General features: G+C 52.8%; 17 protein-coding genes and 1 pseudogene. 5 read left to right on the top strand and 13 right to left on the bottom strand.

The window, feature by feature from the left end; all coding sequences use genetic code 11:
- Positions 1-164 precede the first annotated feature (164 nt).
- The 4 genes from ACOTX3_RS11945 (at position 165) to ACOTX3_RS11930 (ending at position 4615) form a co-directional block, all read left to right on the top strand.
- Entirely contained in the window at positions 165-2303 is a 2139-nt protein-coding gene (locus ACOTX3_RS11945) for a putative bifunctional diguanylate cyclase/phosphodiesterase (RefSeq protein WP_127869035.1), read from the top strand.
- An 83-nt stretch (positions 2304-2386) separates the two neighbouring features.
- Entirely contained in the window at positions 2387-3619 is a 1233-nt protein-coding gene (locus ACOTX3_RS11940; protein ID WP_058679467.1) for a sensor domain-containing diguanylate cyclase, read from the top strand.
- Entirely contained in the window at positions 3616-3834 is a 219-nt protein-coding gene (locus ACOTX3_RS11935) for an Ecr family regulatory small membrane protein (RefSeq protein WP_020689199.1), read from the top strand. Before ACOTX3_RS11940 ends, ACOTX3_RS11935 begins: the two co-directional genes overlap by 4 nt.
- 217 nt (positions 3835-4051) lie before the next feature.
- Positions 4052-4615, top strand: a complete 564-nt coding sequence (locus tag ACOTX3_RS11930) for a DJ-1/PfpI family protein (protein ID WP_065187070.1) — start codon at positions 4052-4054, stop codon at positions 4613-4615.
- Between the two features lie 34 nt (positions 4616-4649).
- On the opposite strand, the gene ACOTX3_RS11925 is transcribed toward ACOTX3_RS11930, so the two are convergent.
- From ACOTX3_RS11925 to ACOTX3_RS11895, 7 genes are all read right to left on the bottom strand, one after another.
- Entirely contained in the window at positions 4650-5129 is a 480-nt protein-coding gene (locus ACOTX3_RS11925) for a hypothetical protein (protein ID WP_058679478.1), read from the bottom strand.
- Between the two features lie 119 nt (positions 5130-5248).
- Positions 5249-6565, bottom strand: coding sequence for a VasL domain-containing protein (locus tag ACOTX3_RS11920; RefSeq protein WP_058679469.1), 1317 nt, complete (start codon positions 6563-6565; stop codon positions 5249-5251).
- A 23-nt stretch (positions 6566-6588) separates the two neighbouring features.
- On the bottom strand, positions 6589-7044 hold the full coding sequence (gene tssE / locus ACOTX3_RS11915; RefSeq protein ID WP_038419559.1) for a type VI secretion system baseplate subunit TssE: 456 nt from the start codon (positions 7042-7044) through the stop codon (positions 6589-6591).
- Positions 7044-7589 carry a type VI secretion system lipoprotein TssJ gene (gene tssJ, locus ACOTX3_RS11910; protein WP_058679470.1) on the bottom strand — a complete coding sequence of 182 codons (546 nt, stop codon included), beginning with the start codon at positions 7587-7589 and terminating at the stop codon, positions 7044-7046. The genes tssE and tssJ overlap by 1 nt, the downstream gene beginning before the upstream one ends.
- Complete coding sequence (gene tssG / locus ACOTX3_RS11905; protein WP_058679471.1) at positions 7567-8652, bottom strand: type VI secretion system baseplate subunit TssG; 1086 nt, start codon at positions 8650-8652, stop codon at positions 7567-7569. Before tssG ends, tssJ begins: the two co-directional genes overlap by 23 nt.
- Positions 8616-10370: a type VI secretion system baseplate subunit TssF gene (tssF, locus tag ACOTX3_RS11900; RefSeq protein WP_058679472.1), complete on the bottom strand. Its 1755-nt coding sequence runs from the start codon at positions 10368-10370 to the stop codon at positions 8616-8618. The genes tssG and tssF overlap by 37 nt, the downstream gene beginning before the upstream one ends.
- 90 nt (positions 10371-10460) lie before the next feature.
- Complete coding sequence (locus tag ACOTX3_RS11895) at positions 10461-10712, bottom strand: hypothetical protein (RefSeq protein WP_127869327.1); 252 nt, start codon at positions 10710-10712, stop codon at positions 10461-10463.
- A 335-nt stretch (positions 10713-11047) separates the two neighbouring features.
- On the opposite strand from ACOTX3_RS11895, the gene ACOTX3_RS11890 reads away from it, so the two are divergent.
- Positions 11048-11236, top strand: coding sequence for a hypothetical protein (locus ACOTX3_RS11890; protein ID WP_127869326.1), 189 nt, complete (start codon positions 11048-11050; stop codon positions 11234-11236).
- 498 nt (positions 11237-11734) lie between these two features.
- Here the strand turns inward: ACOTX3_RS11890 and ACOTX3_RS11885 are convergent, their stop codons facing one another.
- From ACOTX3_RS11885 to ACOTX3_RS11860, 6 genes and pseudogenes are all read right to left on the bottom strand, one after another.
- Positions 11735-12157, bottom strand: a complete 423-nt coding sequence (locus ACOTX3_RS11885) for a DUF1240 domain-containing protein (RefSeq protein ID WP_058679474.1) — start codon at positions 12155-12157, stop codon at positions 11735-11737.
- Complete coding sequence (locus tag ACOTX3_RS11880) at positions 12157-12471, bottom strand: hypothetical protein (protein ID WP_058679475.1); 315 nt, start codon at positions 12469-12471, stop codon at positions 12157-12159. Before ACOTX3_RS11880 ends, ACOTX3_RS11885 begins: the two co-directional genes overlap by 1 nt.
- Entirely contained in the window at positions 12447-13421 is a 975-nt protein-coding gene (locus tag ACOTX3_RS11875; protein WP_309486300.1) for a PAAR domain-containing protein, read from the bottom strand. The genes ACOTX3_RS11880 and ACOTX3_RS11875 overlap by 25 nt, the downstream gene beginning before the upstream one ends.
- Positions 13422-13454: 33 nt before the next feature.
- Positions 13455-15043: pseudogene (gene tssA, locus ACOTX3_RS11870) on the bottom strand (type VI secretion system protein TssA).
- On the bottom strand, positions 15043-18516 hold the full coding sequence (locus ACOTX3_RS11865) for an ImcF-related family protein (RefSeq protein ID WP_058679504.1): 3474 nt from the start codon (positions 18514-18516) through the stop codon (positions 15043-15045). Before ACOTX3_RS11865 ends, tssA begins: the two are co-directional and overlap by 1 nt.
- A complete protein-coding gene (locus ACOTX3_RS11860; RefSeq protein ID WP_250116795.1) occupies positions 18513-19637 on the bottom strand; it encodes a hypothetical protein in 1125 nt (374 codons plus the stop codon). Before ACOTX3_RS11860 ends, ACOTX3_RS11865 begins: the two co-directional genes overlap by 4 nt.
- Positions 19638-19693 lie beyond the last annotated feature (56 nt).

Raw genomic sequence — 19693 nt, 5'->3', positions numbered from 1 at the left:
TAGAACTGAGAATATATTTTATATTGCTTAAAGTTTTGCGTTTTAATAGTGCGGGCCGTTTTACGTACCCTATAACTAATATTGTTTGAACTCGCCTGCACGCACCAGATAAAGATCTGTCCCGGTTGGCGAAATCAGTAACCCCTTTGGCGTGGGATTGCATAATGCTCAATGTATCGTGGGACCCAGTGTTAATAGCCATCTCTTATCTTGTGGCCTTTATCGCCTCGTTTGTGTCCCTGGAGAATGCCGGGAAAATCCCGCTTTCCAGCGGGAAGGCCGCTCTGTTCTGGCGTTTTGCCGGAGGGCTTACGCTGGGCGTCGGGATCTGGTCGATGCATTTCATTGGTATGTTAGCGATGAAAATGCCCATGATCATGAGCTACAACCTCTGGTTAACCCTCGCCTCAATGGGCGTCGCGGTGGTGGCGTCTATGCTGGCAATGAATATTGCCGTCACGGGCACTCGCCTTTCTCCCTTCAGACTGCTTCTCTCTACCTTAATTCTGAGCGCAGGCGTGGTATCAATGCACTATATCGGTATGGCCGCACTGATGCTGGACAGCCCCATCATCTGGGATCACCCGATCATCGGTTTATCCATATTAATTGCCGTAATGGCCTCCGGTGCCGCGCTCTGGTTGGCCTTTCACCTGCGGCATCAGCGAAAAGGGATCTTTATCAATCGCATTCTCGCCGCTTTAGTTCTGGGCGCTGCCATCTGTGCCATGCACTACACCGGCATGCGGGCCGCTAAGTTCAGTGATATGGCTCATACCCTACCCGGCGGTATCAGCGAACTGGGATTATCGATAGGGGTGTCGGTCACCACGCTGTGCCTGCTCGGCATGATGTTGATTATCTCACTCATTGATTCCCACTGGCGTACCAACCGGCTCACAGACAACCTTCAGGCGCTCAATCGACAGCTTGAACTACAGGCACGGTTTGATGCCCTTACCGGCCTTGCTAATCGCCACCAGATGGATCTGCGCATGCAGGATTGCCTGCGCAGCGCGTTGCTTAGCAATAAACAATTTGCCGTGATCTTCCTCGACGTTGATCACTTTAAACAGGTTAATGACACCTGGGGACATCACGTCGGGGATGAGTTGTTAATCACCATTGCGCAGCGCATCACGGCGAGGCTTACCCGTGAGATGACCCTGGCAAGATTGGGGGGCGATGCTTTTATTCTGCTGGTTCCAGAATGTGATGACGACAAACTCCAGTCCCTCCTCTCAACGCTGCTCGACGATGTGCGCCGCCCGCTTTCCGTATGCGGGCATACGCTGAGTACAACGCTCAGCGCAGGCGTCAGTCGTTATCCGCAGGATGGCGAAACGCTGCATGAGTTAAAGCTAAAAGCAGACGCGGCAATGCAGTACGTTAAAAAGCAAGGCCAAAACGACTGGGCGGTCTACAGGACAGAGATGTCGACGGCGATCCCGGCTAACCCCGGTTTTTTGCAGGAACTCACGCAGGCGCTTGAGCGCGATCAGTTTGAGCTGTGGTATCAACCCACCTGGCACGCTGAAGAGAGAACTATCCACGGCTTTGAGGCGCTTCTTCGCTGGCGACATCCCGAACAAGGCGTGCTACTGCCGAATCTGTTTTTACCTTCGCTTGAACAGACGGGATTAATTATACCCGTGGGTAACTGGGCGATTGAGGCCGCATGCCGTCAGCTGCATTTCTGGACTGAACAAGGTTTTGCCCACTGGACATTGTCTTTTAACTTATCCCCTGTTCAGTTTGAACAGCCGGATATCTTTCAGACCGTATCGTCTCTGTTGCAGAAATATAGTCTTTCTCCTTCCCGGCTCATCCTTGAGGTCACGGAGAGCACTGCCCTTAAAAATCTCGACCGCAGTATCGAATTACTGAGTGCATTCAACCAGGCCGGGATCACCGTCTCTATTGATGATTTTGGCACCGGTTATTCTAATCTGCTTATGCTCAGCGTGCTTCCGGCAAAAGAGCTCAAAATCGACAAAAGCTTTGTGACGTCAATGCTGGAAAATGAGAAAAGCCGCAAGCTGGTGGAGACCATTATTAATATTGCCCGGACCATGGAGATGTATGTTGTTGCCGAAGGGATCGAAACAGAAGAGCAACGAGCGGTGTTAACAGAGCTCGGGTGTGATTATTTGCAGGGTTTTCTGTTCGCCAGACCTTTGCCTGCCGAACAGATCCCGTGGCTACTGCTGCAGATTAATTCACAGAAACAGATTATACCAATTGGTAAAATTCATTCGGAATCCGCTTTTGTTTCACAAAAAAATCATGCTACACAGGGTTAACTGGAGTACGGTTCAGAGGAGTCCACGCGAGTCGATTCCGTCGTGATCGTCAGGCATATTGTGCCGATGTACAGGAATTCCTTATGTCGCAAAATTATTTTGATGTGCTGAATGTCATTAAAACCCCCGTGTGGCTGATCTCCCCCGTTTCCGGCCATATTATTTTTGCGAATACGGCCGCGGTCCAGGTGATGGGGGATAAAACGGTGGATGATCTGCGAAAAGGCGCTTTCTCAGCCAATGCGCAAGACGTGCTGTCGATGTATATCCCTGAGCTGAAAACGGACCAGGAGATTATCGAGATCTGGACAGTCTGGCGCGACGGGCATGAAACCGCGTTGAGCTGTCGTCTTTCGCTGACCCACCATGCGCCGTACGGCGACATTATCGTTTTTGAAGGGATTTCACATCCGGCACCGACCGGGCTTAAAGCGAGCCGCTCCGCTACTTACCAGCGAAAAAAGCAAGGATTCTATGCTCGCTTTTTTCTGACAAACAGCGCCCCGATGTTGCTGATCGACCCTGCTCGCGACGGCCAAATTGTTGATGCCAATCTCGCCGCGCTTAATTTTTATGGCTACTCGCACGAGGAGATGTGCAGCAAGCATACCTGGGAGATCAACACTCTGGGGCGCGATGTGATCCCAGTGATGAGCGAAATCGCCGCTCTGCCGGGTGGGCATAAGCCACTCAACTTTGTGCACCGCCTTGCCGATGGATCAACCCGCCATGTTCAGACCTATGCCGGACCAATTGAGATCTACGGGGATAAACTGATGTTGTGCATTATCCATGACATCACCGAGCAAAAAAGGCTGGAGCTTGAGCTGGAACATGCCGCGTTACAGGATGCCATGACGGGCCTGCTCAACCGGCGACAGTTCTATATTATCGCTGAGCAAATGAATCTCACGCACCTGCCTCTACAGCAGCAATTCAGTTTACTGCTGGTGGATACCGATCACTTTAAGAATATCAACGACGTTTTTGGTCATCTGAAGGGGGATGAAGTGCTCATCGCACTTTCACGTACCCTGGAGGCCTGTAGCCGAAAAGAGGATTTCGTGTTCCGCTGGGGAGGCGAGGAGTTTGTCATTCTGCTGCCACGTACCTCTCTTGATACTGCAATGCAAATCGCCGAAACGATCCGGGCAGCGGTTGCCCGCATCTCGATCCCCGGCCTGCCGCGATTTACGGTCAGCATTGGCGTGGCGCGGCACAACCAGGATGAGAGTATCGACGACCTCTTCAAACGGGTAGATGACGCGCTTTATCGCGCCAAGAATGATGGCCGTAATAAAGTCCTGGCGGCATGAAACTGGTGTATCGGATAAAGCCCCGCTACAATGCCCATCTTGATGAAAAAGACTATGGGTGGGTATCGTCTGCAATGGGAAGAACAGAAATAATCCTCACCATAATTATTTTAATGCTTATTATTTTCGGATTCTGGTTTATCTTCAGTGGCGAGATCTGGTTAGTAGCGGAATATATTGAAAACAGCATTTACCCCACTTTCGACGCGCTGTAACGCACGTTTAATCCGTTGTTTCACCTACCGAAATTATCAGGTATCGGCCAACTCAACAGGCGCGTAAGATATGCGCCGTTATCCTCCATTATGTTGGTAACGAATTGCTAAATCACTTGCTTATTTTGCCCGTGCTCTGACGGGCTTTTTTATTTCCGACATTTGCGCTACACCAGGCTATATCTAAAACGTCGTTATCCATAAAAGTGAGAAAATGATGAGCAAGAAGATCCTGATGCTGGTGGGCGATTACGCCGAAGATTACGAAACCATGGTCCCTTTTCAGGCCTTACAGATGATTGGTCATCAGGTTGACGCCGTCTGCCCGGATAAAGCGAAGGGTGACTATGTCATGACCGCTATCCATGATTTCGACGGTGCTCAGACGTATAGCGAAAAACCGGGGCACCGTTTTATCCTCAATGCCGATTTTTCCGCCGTTAACGAGCAGGACTATGACGCCCTGCTGATCCCTGGCGGCAGAGCGCCTGAATACCTGCGGTTAAATGATGACGTACTGAAGCTGGTGCAGACATTTGATGCCGCGCACAAACCGATTGCGGCCGTGTGCCATGGCCCACAGCTGCTGGCCGCCGCCGGGATCTTAAAAGGACGAACCTGTAGCGCCTACCCGGCCTGTGCGCCTGAAGTGCGACTCAGCGGCGGCGAGTACGCCGATATCGGTATCGATCAGGCTCACGTTGACGGTAACCTGGTCACCGCGCCGGCCTGGCCTGCGCATCCGCAGTGGCTGGCGAAATTTGCGAAGTTGTTGGAATAGGCCTGCACGGCAACCTGCTCTTTACATACGCTCTTCAAGCCAGACGATCGACCGCAACAAAAAAGCGTTCTTCCGTCAAAAGAGCGCGTTCTTTAATGCTCTGAAACTCGCGCCGGATAAACCAGCCCGCTTCCGGCGCCATGCTCAGATAAAACACCTCACGAAAGTCCGGAGCTTCAACACGCATTCTTACACAACCCGTTTCTCCTGCACGGAAGAGCTGCTCTGGCACGATACTGACACTACGCTCGCCATTCTGCAGAAGGATAGTCGCTATCTCATAGCGGCAAATCCCGCTACTCAGGCTATAACCTAATGTGCTCAGATCGTGAAGATACTGACGTGATAACGTGACTTCAATGCTAGTGCCCGCAAACCACTCAATGATTTGCTGCGCCAGCCCCTCTAACCGCTCGCAGAATTCAACGATTTCAGCCTCAACTGAGGTGTTACCTGACGTTATATTCTTGCTACTCTGTTGCACTTTTTTAAAGAAACGTTCTCTGGCTGACACGTTGTTGCCTCTGTTCATTTTCACACGGTTAAACCAGGATCTGCGCCCCCTGCGCTGACCGGCCATTTTTATCTTCCCGGATGCTCCCTCGCCTTCTTAAACGAGGGAACCCTTTGTAGCTATTCCGCCGTTTTTTGTTTCATCAGGGCATAACGGGCAATCAACTGCTGCAGATGCTGTTCTGTCTGACTCTGCTGCGCGGCAGGCCACGGCTGGTTTTCAGGAAGATCTGCCAGCTGTCGCAGTTGTTCCTCTGCAGGCACGGCACTGTTAAATGCCTGCAACATGATAAACACCGCTGATTTCAGCTCGCTGACCGTCATGTATTTACCCCGCTGTTCATCAAGTGCGTTAAGCCGGTTCGCCAGTTGTTGTAATTCGGTCATTCCCTGATGCCAGCCAGTCAGATATGGCTGCGGAAGTGCAGCAACGTTAACCTGCTGCTGCCACTGTTGCGCCAGCGGTTTCGCCTCTTGCGGCCAAAGGATCAGCGCCTGCTGCACCAGGCTATCGCCGTAGCGCCATGCCCAGTCAGGTTTCAGTTCCCTAAGCTGTGCGAGCCGATTTTGCGTCTTGCTAAGCCCTGCCACGGGTGATGGTGACGCTTGTCGCAGCGCCTGCAACTGCGCTTTGGATAATTCGTCAGGTAAAGGCGCCAGAGTGGCATCGAGCTGTGTTTGAGCCGGGTCTGGTGTATGCATCGTCTGCCATCCCCATGCCACCGAGCTGGCAATCACCAGCATGGTCGCCATTCCGGCGGCAAATGGCTTCCAGGGCTTCACCGGAGGCGGCGCGGTCATCACCTGCCTGTCCGGCAGCGGCTCCGGCTGCGCAACATAGCCCCTCCTGACGTGTTCTGCCGGGGTCGTAAAGCTGGCCGGGAGAACAGCACCGCCCGCCTCCTGCCCGTCCTCGCTGTTTTCCAGCCGTACCGCCGCGTTATGGACCTGGGTACGCAGAGCATCGAGCTGGCTGGCATGCCTCAGTTCAAGACGCTGCAATACGTCGCCCAGTGCGTTCAGGTGCTCTTCTGTCTGGTACAACTGACTGAGGTCGGTACAGGTCAGCGTGAGGGTGCGCATCGTCTGTTGTAACCGCCTGCTGAGCGCGCTGAGAATTTCCATACGCGCATGCACAGGCTGCGGCCAGATATTGCCCCACTGGCGGGACAGGAGTGCGTCCAGTATTGCCAGTCCTTCGTTCATGCCGTACAGACCGGCCAGATGCGTTCGGACGAGCGTATACCAGGCCGCGGTCTGCAGTTCCACCCCGTTGTGCTCAAAAAGCGACAGACAGAGCTTTTCCGCCTGCGGCCAGTTGATGTCCGGTCGCGCCGGATGGGTCAGTTTGTTCATTTCGTCACGCAGGGCGGCGTAATCCGCAAGCGTACGCGGGTCGCCGCCGGTTTTGAGGTGGCGTTCGGATTGTGTCGTCATGATGGTTTAAGCCTGAATAAAAATCAGAGTGCGGCACGGGTATCAAGATACTGCTGCTGTTTCAGGTGGCGGATTAACACCCTGCCCTCCGGCATAAATTCCGTACCGTAACGGACCAGACCGATGCCCTTCAGCTCCGCGTCGATGGCGTAGCGCAGTTCGCCGGGAATAGCCTGCTCAAGCAACACCACATCGATTCTCTTAAGCCGGGGCTCGTACTTAAGCAATACAGACGATAAGATCCCCATCAGTTCATGGGTCGTACCCGGCATCCCCTGCAGAATTTTGGTCATATCCGGCAGACCATAGTCCGGCAGGTGCGCCAGCGTACCGGCGCGGCAGTTGAGCACGCGCTGCATGTTATCAAGTACGGATAAAATCACCTGGTTCTGCTCACTGACCTGGTGCAGGCTCAGACCACCGGAAAAATTACCAGTCAGCATTTCATACAGCGATGGCGTGTTATGTCCCTGTGGCATCAGTCATCCTTTCGCGGTTGTAATGTCAGATGGTTATTCCCGGCTTCAAGAATGCGCGGTTTATCCGGATCGAGATCTTCACGTCTGAGCACCTGTTTCCAGGTGTTGTTAACCATATCCGGATGGCGGAACAGCCCGACCACCGCGACAAAATGTGCTTCTTCTTCCATCGGCATATCAAGGCTCACATCTCCGCCCGGCTTCACCACCACGTCACGGCTGGTCAGAAGGTCCGCTTTAAGAATGGTCTCCCCGTCCTTCAGCAGCTGCTGATAGACCGTTTTGTCGAAGATCTTGCGGTCTTTCAGTTGATATACGCGGACTACCACCGGCTCAGACAGCGAGTTACTTTCGCGGGAATCGGTGTTCAACGCTTCACGGGCGGTGAAATCCAGATGCAGTACCTTAATTTTTTTATAAAACACAGCGTTAAATGCCGATTTAGTGCCATCGGTGATACTCTGCGTCATCCCACAGCCCGTGAGGCTGAACGCCAGCAGTGCAGGCAGCCAGCACGCGGGTTTAATCAAACTTGTACGTAACACGTCGGTTTCCTTGTTGTGGTGTTGCAGGTTGCAGGCCGGTGTAATAGCCCAGTTCCGTCGTAAAGGTTTGCGGGATATCATCTGCAAACGCTCCCTCCTCCGCCCCCAGTACGCCGTTCATGCCGAGCCAGAAAGATCCTTCACCGAGCGGTGGCACGGCCAGCAGGCGGGTCAGGGTTGTCAGGGTGATTTTTGCCTTAAAACGCCAGCCAAGGTAGACACGCAGCATCACCAGGAAGTCCTGATACAGCAGACCGTCCGGTTTCCATCCCTGTGATTCCTGTTCGTTATCGGTGGACAGCGTGATCAGCAGCTGGCTGCTGGCATCCATCGCTTCATCTCCAAGTGGCGTGTTGCCATCCAGTAGAAAATCGTCATCACCGTAAAAACCCAGTGGCTGACTGACCTCCACCGGACGCAGGCAGTACGGGCTGACCGTCACGGTGGTATCCGGTGCCAGCAGGCTCACCAGGGCCTGTATCCCCTCCTGGGTTTTCCCCGGTTGCTGAAGTACACCCAGCAGAGCCAGAAAACGGGATACCGGTGTGGCAATGTGGTTCGCGGTGCCGGGAATACCCAGCCCCACCAGGCCCAGCAGCGACTGCGAAATGCTGTCGGTCCCGCCGGGCTCAAAGGTGGCCGGGTAAGAGTACTTACGCCATATGCGGTAAAACTGCGTCAGGATGCGGTGGCTGAAGATATCCAGAAACCCCTGCAGCGCATCATGTCCTTCACGGCGCTGAGTGATGTCATCAAGATACGCCGTCGGCAAGGGGGAATCGACACCGTACATTCCCATGAAGGTCGCTCGAATAACCGGAGGCGTGTTGTCATCGTCTTCGTCATATTCGACACACTTCAGTTCACCGGCCGGGAACCCCATCCCCGGATGCGGTGCAAAGCGTACCGGGTCATCTGCGGGATGACTGGTTGAACCCATCAGTGGCCTGCCCGGATGACGTTTCTCCAGCAACTGACAGAAACGATAAAAATTCATGCGGTGCAGATCGGCTTCCAGCCGCAGGGTCAGCCGGGAATGCGGCGATTGTGCTTCTCTTCCCATTCCAGGCGCTCTCCTGTCGGTTGCAGAATGATAATCAGGCGGTTAAACAGATAAATGTCGGTATACAGCGCGAAGAAACGGCTCAGCATCTCGCCAAACAGGCAGATGTCGCCGCGCCCGGCAAAGCCGTGGCTGTCCAGCGTCACCTCAATCTGCACGCCACGAACCAGATAGCCCTGCTCAAAGCGCGCGGTTTCACTGTGTTTCACGTCGAGGATGGCTTCCAGGCGGCGGCGGTTCATCTCGCTGTCGGTCCATTCATACAGCGCCAGGGTCCCGCGCAGCACATCGGCGTTATCCATCATCGACAGAAACCCGCTGCCAAGGTGACTTAGCACGCGCCAGTGAAAACGGTCCTGCGCCGGTGGATAACAGGGCAGCGTTGGCGCACATAGGTTGCGCACGGCAATATTGGCCGAGGTCGTTTTCATCACCGTATCAAGTACAGTGCTCTGCAGCGCACGCCGTGGCAGCTGGCCGTTGGTACCGGTGAGCGTCAGCGACAGGCTCTCATCTTCCGGCACCGTATGGTTATCAAACGCTTCACCGCCGAGGATGAGCCAGGTGTTATGCAACCCGGATGGCCCCCGGCGCACGCGGGTGTGGTAGTAATATTCCGGTGCTTCATGACGCATCATTCCGCCTTTGTGACGGAAGCTCGAAAACGGCACGTAGGTATGCTGGCTCGATGACATCACCGAATCCACGGTGTATATCTCGGTATGGCCATCCTGCACACGCATCGGGCGCAGCATGTATTCGGTTTGTAAGGAGTTGAGCGTCAGTGGGTCAGATTCCAGCGGAAACAGGTTAATCACCGGCACGCAGTTCAGGCGCAGATGCTTTTCGGTAAAGCTGAAATCGTGCTCCCAGCGTTCTGCCAGCACCACATCGATTTCAAACCAGGGGAGTTCAGCCGGAAAGGCCACGCTCTCCAGTCCGCGCAGCCCCGTGAACATGAATTTCTCGCGAAAGGTGAAATACTCCAGCAGCAACTGGTAACCGCTGAAACTGCTGTCCCCCTTCGGCCACAGTCTGTCATCTTCACCAAACCCCAGTGCGGTGAAATACCCGTCCAGCGGTCTTCTGTCCGTGTCACCCGGCATCCGCAGCCAGAGGCGCGCAGTGTTCATGGTAAAGGCTTCATGCATGGCGCAGGCCAGTGGTGCGTCAGCATTGAAATAGAACGGGATCTGGCTGAGATCGACACAACTCCAGTCAGCCAGATGGCTGCAGCTGAAGCGCAGGCTGATGACCGAACGCCCGTCCGGATCAGTCGACAGGCGGGCATGCTCCAGTGCCAGTGGCTGTAGGGTTATCTCTTGAGTTGTGGTGTAGCGACAACGTGTGCCTTTTTCTCCGATCGGTCGCGAGTTTACTTCGAAGCCTTTGTCAATACGCATCGGTTCTTTCATCTCACGCCAGTCGGGGGTGAACTCCACCACCGACATCGAGGGAATGGTGCGCAGGTAATGCGGCCACAGCAGGCTGACCAGCCCTTCGGTCAGTTCAGGCAGATCGTCATCAAGCTTCTCGCGAAGACGCCCCATGAGGAAGGCAAAGCCTTCAAACAGACGTTCCACGTACGGGTCGCGCGCGCCCGCTTTATCAAGATTGAGCATCGCTGCCTGTTCAGGGTGAGCACGGGCAAATTCTTCGCCCGCTTCCAGCAGGTAGCGCATTTCGGCGTCGTAATAACGCAGGGTTAAATCGTCCATAGATAACCAATATGATAGAGTGTCTTACTGTGTTCAGGAATAAAGCGAAGCCATGACAGCTTACAACTTAATGAAATGAGATATTACCGACTAACATTTTTTACTTAATCGTTTAAAAACCAGTAAAGATACGATATAAATAGCAAAGAATGCAATATTTGACGTACAAAAGAATAACCAAGCCATGTAATAGGTTTCGTCAACCAAATAATCCAGGCGTGTTCCAGTTAACGCAGGTTCATACGTGTATTTGACATCTATAAATGAAAGGGAAAGAACTGCTGTACTGACCAGTAAAAATAAAGCTACGGGTGCACAAATAAGCAACAGACGTTTATTCATTCTCAACTCCCCGGGACTGACTGGATATTGTGGGAGCATAACCGCTCGAACCTTTTCTGACGAACCCATGTTCTCCACATACTGATGGTGGTAGTACGTATTCGGTGGCTATTCCCGGCATCCATCCATCAGGGTGACCGGCGCATTTCACATAGCCTTTACTCTCAAGAGTCGAAGTATACGCACAGGAAAATATGACAACACTTACGATAAAAACGCCTGCCAGCCCAATAAATATCCTGTTTGTTTTTTTACATTTAATAATAGCCTGTTTCTCTCCGTGTCGCATAGCCAAAAACCAGTATATATATTGGAAGAGAAGAATTACCAGGACCATGAGCAAAGCGAAAATAGTTGGTGAAAATACAATGTTACTTACAAATCCAAATAATTCACTAAATGCATCATTTGCAAACCACAAAGAGCAAAAAATGAAAAAACAAATAACAAGGCTTCCAAAAACCCTGCGTTTCGCACTCATAAGTCAATTACCTAAGGAACCAGAACACCAATATATCCTTTAATGTATTTCTTTTATTTCAGATTCAACAACCTGTCACATCATCAATATGCCACGCCATAGAGATTCGCATCTACATATACGAACAGCAGTTACCAGGAGTGTTAACGACAGGTGATATATGAATAATGTGAGCAACCAGAACTAACAATCAAAAAAGAATAAAATATAAATCAGGAATATTTTCACTTTCAAAGTTACTCTCAATCCTTTCGAGCCTGCCTGTATAATAGCGCTATGCTTTTGATAGCTCAAAGTAATCGCACACAATCTTTAATTCCTTAATCACATGTATATATTATCAATACATATAACACTTTTCAATGGCTCAATTGTTTCACTCCCCTCGTTTAAATGAATATCTCATTAATAATCCATTATGATTTTGCATTGTATTAACACAGCACAAAGTAATCCATGTTTATTTTTCCTTGATTAACTGCTAATTTATAAACGGTGAAAAATCCAGCTGCGCAATATAATAAGATGGTTTTAAATTTTTTCAATTTATGAGGCAGATAGACGGATCTTTAACGTAGCGGGTTGCGGTTCCTGCCATCCAGCCTGATGGAATACCATTACAACGGACATATCCCTTGCTGAGCAATTCTTTAGGGTACAAACAGGAAAATAACACCCCTAATATTAAGATAGCAATGCAACTCCACTTCAAATAAGAAACATAATTATCCATTATTTTTAAAGCAAAGCCCCTCCCCTTAAAAATCATCAGAATAAAATAAGTAAGTGGGAAAATCATCACAACAGGCAAGGCAATTAATGCAATGCTTAACCATGAGAACACAATGCTATCTTCGAAAGAGAAGTATGACTGAAATATACTATTCCCAAGATAAATACTCAGCACACATAAGCCAAGAATTATTACTATAGCAAGAAAAGGACGAATTTTTTCTTCAAACATCAGTACAATCTCTGTTGAATACTCGTCAGATTATCACGAATATAATTGCGAACCTCCTCAATAATCACATCCTTTCCTCTAATTAGCATTTGTTCAGCAAACATCGCCCCAAGATCCAGTAATCCCTGTTCAGCCTCTCTGGCTTTGTTTGCAAATTCTTGTTGTGCTGACTCTATATAGGCTACAACCTTGTCAGTCGCACCAAATTTTTCATCAAGAACATTTAAGGTAATGGCAGCAACACCGCCAACGACAACAACTATTGCTAACTTTGCAACGATCCATGGAGTTACCAGAACCAGTCCCCCCCCCAAACGACAGCAGATGCTATACCAATTTTAACTGCATCTGTTGCCAGACTACCAATAAATTCAGCGAAGGAAGTTTCATCATTCATTATGTAATCGATAGTGCGATATGCTGCAGCCACATAAAAGGTTAATCTTGCACCTTCTATGATCGATTTCTTCAGACCATACTTGCCTATGCCTATATCTACAACCTTAGGGTTCTTTGCGGAAAAAACTGGCGCATTTAATATTTTCCTAACTCCAGGGTAGCCACTAATTTTAATCAATTCTGTGCCTTTATGATTCACATATACCGTGGCCTTTATCCCAAAACTACCTAACTGCCCCACCAACATGGATGTCGTGACGACATCCTTTATATTTGTACCATAGTTAACAATTATTTGACCTGGTGTGCTTTCAGTTATCGCAATCCAGCCGTATTTCCACGCCCCCCAGGATGACAATATATCAAACACTTCGGGTAAAGTTAATAACATGATGTCTTGGTTATTTTGCTTAAACATCATTCTTAACTTTTCATCAGGTAAATCATGTGTGTTTTTTAACACAGGGTAATCAGATACAAATCCCGTTGGCTTTTGTTCACCAGTGAGATAAGAGGGCAATTCCGGGGAAGTTTGCCCCGGCGCCACAAAACCTGCTGCTGATTCTGCTGTAGATGCTCCGCTACTCTTCTCGTACGTATCATCCATCATCGACGGAATAAACTTCGCCTTACACGGACAGGAACTGTAGCTGTCGAGTGTTCCGGCCATTCGCCTGCCGTGAATGGTATCGTTATCAATGCCACCGGCTACCTTGTAAAGCCCTACAAATTTACCACAGGTCACGCCGTCCTGCTCCCTGGCAACAGGTTTACCAAACAGTGTGTGATCTTCTGCGCCCGTGATAATTCTTCCGCCGCAGGTCGTTTTGTCACCCTGAACCAGACAAAAACCTTTTGCTGGCATATGTTTTTCCTTATTTGCTGAATTCAGTCCTGGTTACCCGCAAAGCACCGCACTGCATGCCGGGTCAAGCGCAATCAGACCAGCCAGAAGCTGGTCCATCTCCGGCTGAAGCCGTGACTTATCGGCTTCACTGCGTGTGGCTTTTATGCGCAGCAGTCGGAAGCGGCGTGATTTCACTTCAAACAACAGCGCCGGCGTCCACTGCGCGAGGGTGATGGACTGTGCGGCATTGTCGAGCTCACCCAGTAAATGCAGGGCCAGTTCATTTTTACCTTTCTGCTCTGCCACACGGGCCATCAGCAGACGCAGCAACCATCTGTCTTTGGTGTCGGTACCCGGGCGTGTCTGCAGCCAGTGGAGTGTGGCATCCAGTCCTTCGCTGTCTGCTTTCTCCAGTGCTTCAGGTTCAAGCGCCAGAATATCGTTATCACCCGTACTGATAGCGCTGACAGGTTCATCCCGCCAGCCGGACATATCGTCCAGCACGCTCTGGTTTATCCAGTCTCATCGGCGAACGGTGTCCCGTCGTTAAAGGCCAGAGTTTCAAGCCCGGTAAGACGGCGCAGCAGCCCTTTCAGGTCGGCTGTGATGATGTCGGCCAGCACATCCTGCCCCGACTTCATCAGGGCCTGATGGGTATACCACTGCAAATCCAGCCAGAGGTGATTGGCACCGCGCGAGAAGGTATTGTCCGCCTGCTCCAGTATTTCCAGCCAGCTCTGTTGCAGATAGAGGCGCTTGAGCATCGCCCGCTGGTCAGCTCGCGGCGGCTCGATGCGCGTTTTCCCGTCAGCATCCGGTGCCGGAATAGCGCTCAGCGTGTCATGACGCAGGCTTTTCATCAGCCGGTGCGCCGCAAGCCAGCCACCGGGTTGCTCACGCAGGTACCCCGTCAGGGTGCGAGCCTGAGCCAGTAAGTCCTGACCCGAGGTGATGCGGCTCAGCACTGGCGCGTCCTGTTCTGTCGTGTGAGATGGCTGCTGACTACGTGTCTGATTGCTTGCGTTCTGCGGTACCAGGGCATCCACGCCCCCGCCTTTCATCAGACGGGACTCAAGAGCGCTGTACAGGGCATTCAGCTCCGCCCGTGATGCTTCAGGCTCTGTCTCCAGGCTGTCAGCAATGAGCAGTAGCGCCCCGGCGGTACGCTGTGCATCCTCGCGTACGACCTCCGGGTACAGTGACAAACTGTCCAGTACACGGGTACTGCCGAGCCATTCCAGCGCGGCCTTGCGGCTGCGGTCCCGCCGGGGGTGAAGCTGCATGCCGTAGCGCTGCAGTAATCCTGCCACCAGTTCAAGCCCTTCGGCGAAGCCGGCTTCGCCATCCTGGTGCAGGCACGCCCAGCAGTAATAAGTCGCAACCCGGATATCTTTTGCCGTGGTGGTCATCAGTTTTTCGGCAAGCGTGCAAATTAGCCCGGTATCGATGCCGGAAAGCTTATTGACCTCCTCGCGAATGCGCTGGAAATCATCGTCATATCCCGGGTCTTCTCCCGCCGGACAGGTTACGCTGACCGGAGCAAGCCAGCGCTGCCAGCGTTCCGTACGAGTCTGCGCCTGCTGTCGCAACAGGGTTTCATCCGCCTGACAGGCGGCAACCAGATTCTGCAAAATATCCATTATTCCGTTCCGTCCATATCACTGCTTTCCGTACTGTCCATCAGCGCCTGCGCCGTGGCCGCGCTGTCGACACTAAATATCTGATCCGGCAGCGTGAAGCCGCGCAGTGCCAGTAACGCCAGCGGCCCGCTGCCCAGCTGTGAACGCAGCACCCACTGCAGGGTACGGCCATCCGGCGCGGTGAAACTCATCATCCACTGACTGCGATCAAGCTGCGCACACTTGCCCTGGTCCAGCCAGCGAATAAAGCCCCAGGTTCCGCTGTAATCCCCGAACAGACGCGCACCCGCGTTGACCGTGGTCCAGGTCAGCATGGTTCCCGGCTTGTACGTGTCTCCCGGCCAGCGGAAGGACTGCCAGTCAGCCATCTGGTTAAAGTAGTGCAGCTTTTGTCCATCAACAGTCAGTTGCGTCTCCACCACCTGCGGTACCGGACGCGCCTGCAGTTCGAAGCTGATACCCTGGCTGCCGTCGGTAAACAAAATGTCCGACAACTGACTCAACTGATTAATCGCCCGCAGGAAGGACGGGTTAAAACTCAGCCCCTGGCTGTTGACTTTATCCGGCACCCACTGGCTGCCCTCCTTGTGCAGAACACCACCGAGCTCTGTCGTCAGGAAGCGTTCAATACGTCCGCTGTCCTTACGCACAAATTCAGCCAGCATCGGCAGGGAGGCATCACTTTTACTCGCGGCAAACGGGAAACGCCCGTCAAATGCGGTGTGCCAGTTCGCCACTACAGAGCGGCTCCACTTGTCATTGAGGCTCGCCGCCGACGGCTGAAGCACGGTTTCCCAGGCCTGGGTCAGAGGCTGCACAAACATCGTGCTGCCAAAACCACTCCACTCTTCGCCAAGACTTGCCGAAATCAGACTGCCGTATTGCTGGGTGTCGGTCAGGTCCACGCTTTTGCCCTGGAATACGGTCTGCGCCAGGGTCTGCATCATCGCCTGCGGGTCAGAGGCACTGGCCACCTGTTGCAGGCGCAGACGCACGCGGGTGATACGGGTCAGGTACGTCTGCAGGCTCAGGGAGTTATCAGCCGACATGACGTTGCTGCCCTTGTTTTTACCCAGAAGCTGAAGCAACGGTCCAAAGGTGTCATCCAGCGGCCCCTGCGGTCCAGAAGCAGACTGATCAATCGCAGGCTTATCTTTTCCACCTACGAGATCTTTAGCCGATTTGATGATCGAGTCCGAAAGAGCTTCGCGCTGCTGTCCGGTCTGTCCCTGCCAGGCGAGGGTATTCATCAAGGCGATCAGCGGTGACTGGCGGACATCACTCATCAGCGTCAGCTGGTCTGTGACATCCGCTATGTTGTTCGCCGGATTAAGTTGCAGGCTGTTGAGGAAGCTCAGCCAGCTGCCAGCAAAGTCAGTGAAGTAGCGTTGTGTCAGACGCGCTTTCAGTGCTTCCGGCGACAGGTCTGCGGAGACGGCTTTTCGGCTGTCGCTCAGTACCCAGTCGATTTCATCGCGGCGGGAATTTGCGGCCTTTTCGATAGCCTGCTGAATCCCCCCCTCCCAGGCCTGACGGGTGAACATTCCCGGTACCACCTCATCGGTAGTAAACAGGCGACGGGCATCGGTACCGCCAGTCATGTCCTCCAGAGACACATCGGCAAAGTTACGGCGCACGGATTTGAGCATGTTCTCGTACAGCGTGCTTTCCGCGTTGCGCCGTCCTATCTGCTGCAGCAGCACCTGGCGGCCCTGGCTGACCAGCTGCGCATCCGGCGTGATTTTCCACTGTGGCTGCGCTGGCAGTTCGGATATATAGAAAGCCCACAAATCCGGTGACAGGCTTTGCCACAGGCCTGCTGAGATACCCATTCGCGTCGGCTGCACGGTTTTCATGGTCTGCGCGTAGAATGCGCCGTCGGCTTTATCCGGACGAGCCATCATCAGCCAGGCTTTCAGCTGGTCATAGCCCGGTTTCGCCAGTCGTGCCCGTTGGTCACTGTTGGGGGCAGAATTTGCCAGCGCGCTGAGCTTCTGCTTAAGCGCCTCATTTGCCGGGTCGCGTATCAGGCGGTTGTTTGCCACGCCGTACCAGGGCAGCATCGCATCAAGCAGCTGCTGATTATGGTCGAGGCCGAAGCGCTGATACCAGGGCGCTCCGTCCTGGATACTGTGCTGCAGGCGGCCGGCATCATTGCGCAGAGTATGCAGGGCCGTCAGCTGGTAATCCGATACGGAAGGGTGCTCCACCAGGGCATGCGCCTGCTGCGCAACAGAGACTATCTGTGACCGGTTAACCGCGAACGACAGCAGCGTTCCCGCCCCCCAGACACCGATAAAGGCCATCAGCGTCCAGGCAAGTGTCTGCTCCCACGCCATACCGACACGGCGGCCACGCACGCGGGGGCAGTCGTCAACGATACCCTGCCAGGTTGCCGGCAGGGTCAGCGCATGACGCTGTGACCCCGGAATATACTGCTCAGCGTCGGCTGTGCTCGCTGACGTACCGGCAGTTTTCTTCTCCGGCAGGCTGAACATCAGCCCCCGCAGCGGAACGCGCTGTTGAGAAACAGAGAGCCATGGCACCAGTTGCTGAGCCCAGCGGACGATACCGCCGTCCTGGAGATGCTGGCTCAGGCGCAGCAGGAAGTCGTGGCGGTTGTTCTCAGTGACCTGACTCACACCCTGCGTTCGCAATGCAGGCAGCATCCGCTCAAGCTGACGTGTAATATCGTCAGCTTTGGCACGCAGCGGGAAGCTTGCGCCTACCGCCTGCTCAGGACGCGTATCCTGCGACCAGTTGCTGTCGCACAACTGCCACAGCCAGACCGGGGCGGAATAGCGCAGCAGTTCGCTGATTTTTTCCAGCCCGCGTAAATCGTTGTCGCTGATTTGCGGGGTCAGCTTAAGCGACTGCGGTAGTACACGGATAATCCCGTCCAGCGGGCGTCCGCGTCGCAGCTTGCGCAGCGCGATGTATTTTTCGCGGTCGGGCTCCGATGCAAGGCTGCCGCCGTAAATCAGCACGGTGCGGTTACCTTCAAGCCACTGCTGCTGTTGCAGGCCGGGTACCAGTTGTTCGATTGCCGCTTCATCGCCAGTGATTAACAGCAGACGGGTTTTGCTGCGCCAGTAAAGACTAATACGGGAGCGGAGATGCGCCCGAATCCTGTCACACATGACCACCGCAAGGTGAACAGGGTCGTTATCATTTTCCCGTTTCTTTTTCTCATCATCACCACTGGCATTGGCGACAAGCGCATCAAACTCCTTTTTACCGGCACTGAGAGTAGCCCACAGGTGCACAACCAGCATGATAAATGTGCATCCTGAAATACATCCGCCAGCGATAAGCCAGTAAGTTTGCTGCTGACTACCGTACTGAATCCCGGCAATATCCGGATGCTTCCAGACCATGAACGTCATAGCGGCTAACAACAAAAAGAAAATCAATGTGACAGCAAGATAGCGGCCTTCCGTAGACTTCGGTGCAAAAGCAAAAGGTAGCTTCACGGATCCATCTCCTGTCGGGAAGCAATGGGGGTAATGAGTGTGCTCCACAGCACATTCTGTGTCGTATCACCGCAGATAATCATCTGTGGGGACTGTGTCTGTCGGGCGATTTCAGTGGCGGCTGCGATGGCCAGCCAGGGGGCTGCGGCTCCGGCATGCCCCATGGATCTATCGAGTGAAATAACGGAGTCGTTCGCTACAGACTGCGCAGGATGCGCATTCTGGCACGCGATCACTTCTGCGCGTTGCTCACCCGTCATCCCGGCAAGCCATAAATTTTTAACGATATTTTCTTTGAGCGGGACGTTCCAGGCGGCCATTTTCATTCCCTCGCTCAGTTCACCTGAAGGAGAAGCATCTGGCCGGTGTAACAACGCGAGAGGTTCGAGTACCTCCTGTGTCAGGCGGTTGCCAAGAAGCAGCGCAACGGCTGCTTCAGCAGTATTGTTTGATTCAACCGGATCAATCTGGAGACCGATAATCAAAAGCATCGCCTCATCTTTAATACGGTGATCCAGCCAGTGGCTGACTACCCCCGGCCCATTACTGTCTATGTACTCAACAGCACAGGTTATGCCACTCTCATGCCAGGCTTCCTGCCAGATATCTCTGACAGCAGGTAATGGCAGTGATGACGAAACATCGAGGATGACAACAAGCGAGGCGTATTCCGGAAACTGGTCAACTGGCAGATCAGCAATGAGTTCAGAGAACAGACGTGAGACGACCAATTCAGGAGTACCTTCAGGTTCTGTGGTAATACGGCTCAGCCTCTTGCTTTTTTCACCTTCCCAGTCGGACTGAGAAATTATAATGCTTTGATTATTGAGCATCTCAACAGCGACAGAACGCTGTTCGTCTTCCTGATGGGCAGTTATAAATGTCGTATTCAATATCTGAAGCGCACGGCGTACCCTGCGGGTCTCACGCAAGATCCATTGTTCCCGGCGCCTGTCAAAACTATTCGCTTTACTGTCCTGTAATGACCAGAGCCACATACGAAAACCGAAACTTATAATCCAAACAACAATGGGCGTACCAATAGCGACCAACCAGAAGTGGTTGTTATCGTGACCTGCTCCCCGTTGATTAGTACACCCCGATGTTAGTAATGTCTTCATAAGCCACATGAGGACATCCCCATGAAGAAGCGTTTTTCCGACGAACAGATCATCAG

The sequence above is a fragment of the Enterobacter cloacae complex sp. IR5384 genome, assembly GCF_049237265.1.
Lineage (GTDB): Bacteria > Pseudomonadota > Gammaproteobacteria > Enterobacterales > Enterobacteriaceae > Enterobacter > Enterobacter cloacae.
This window is presented reverse-complemented; position numbering and strand designations above follow the sequence as displayed.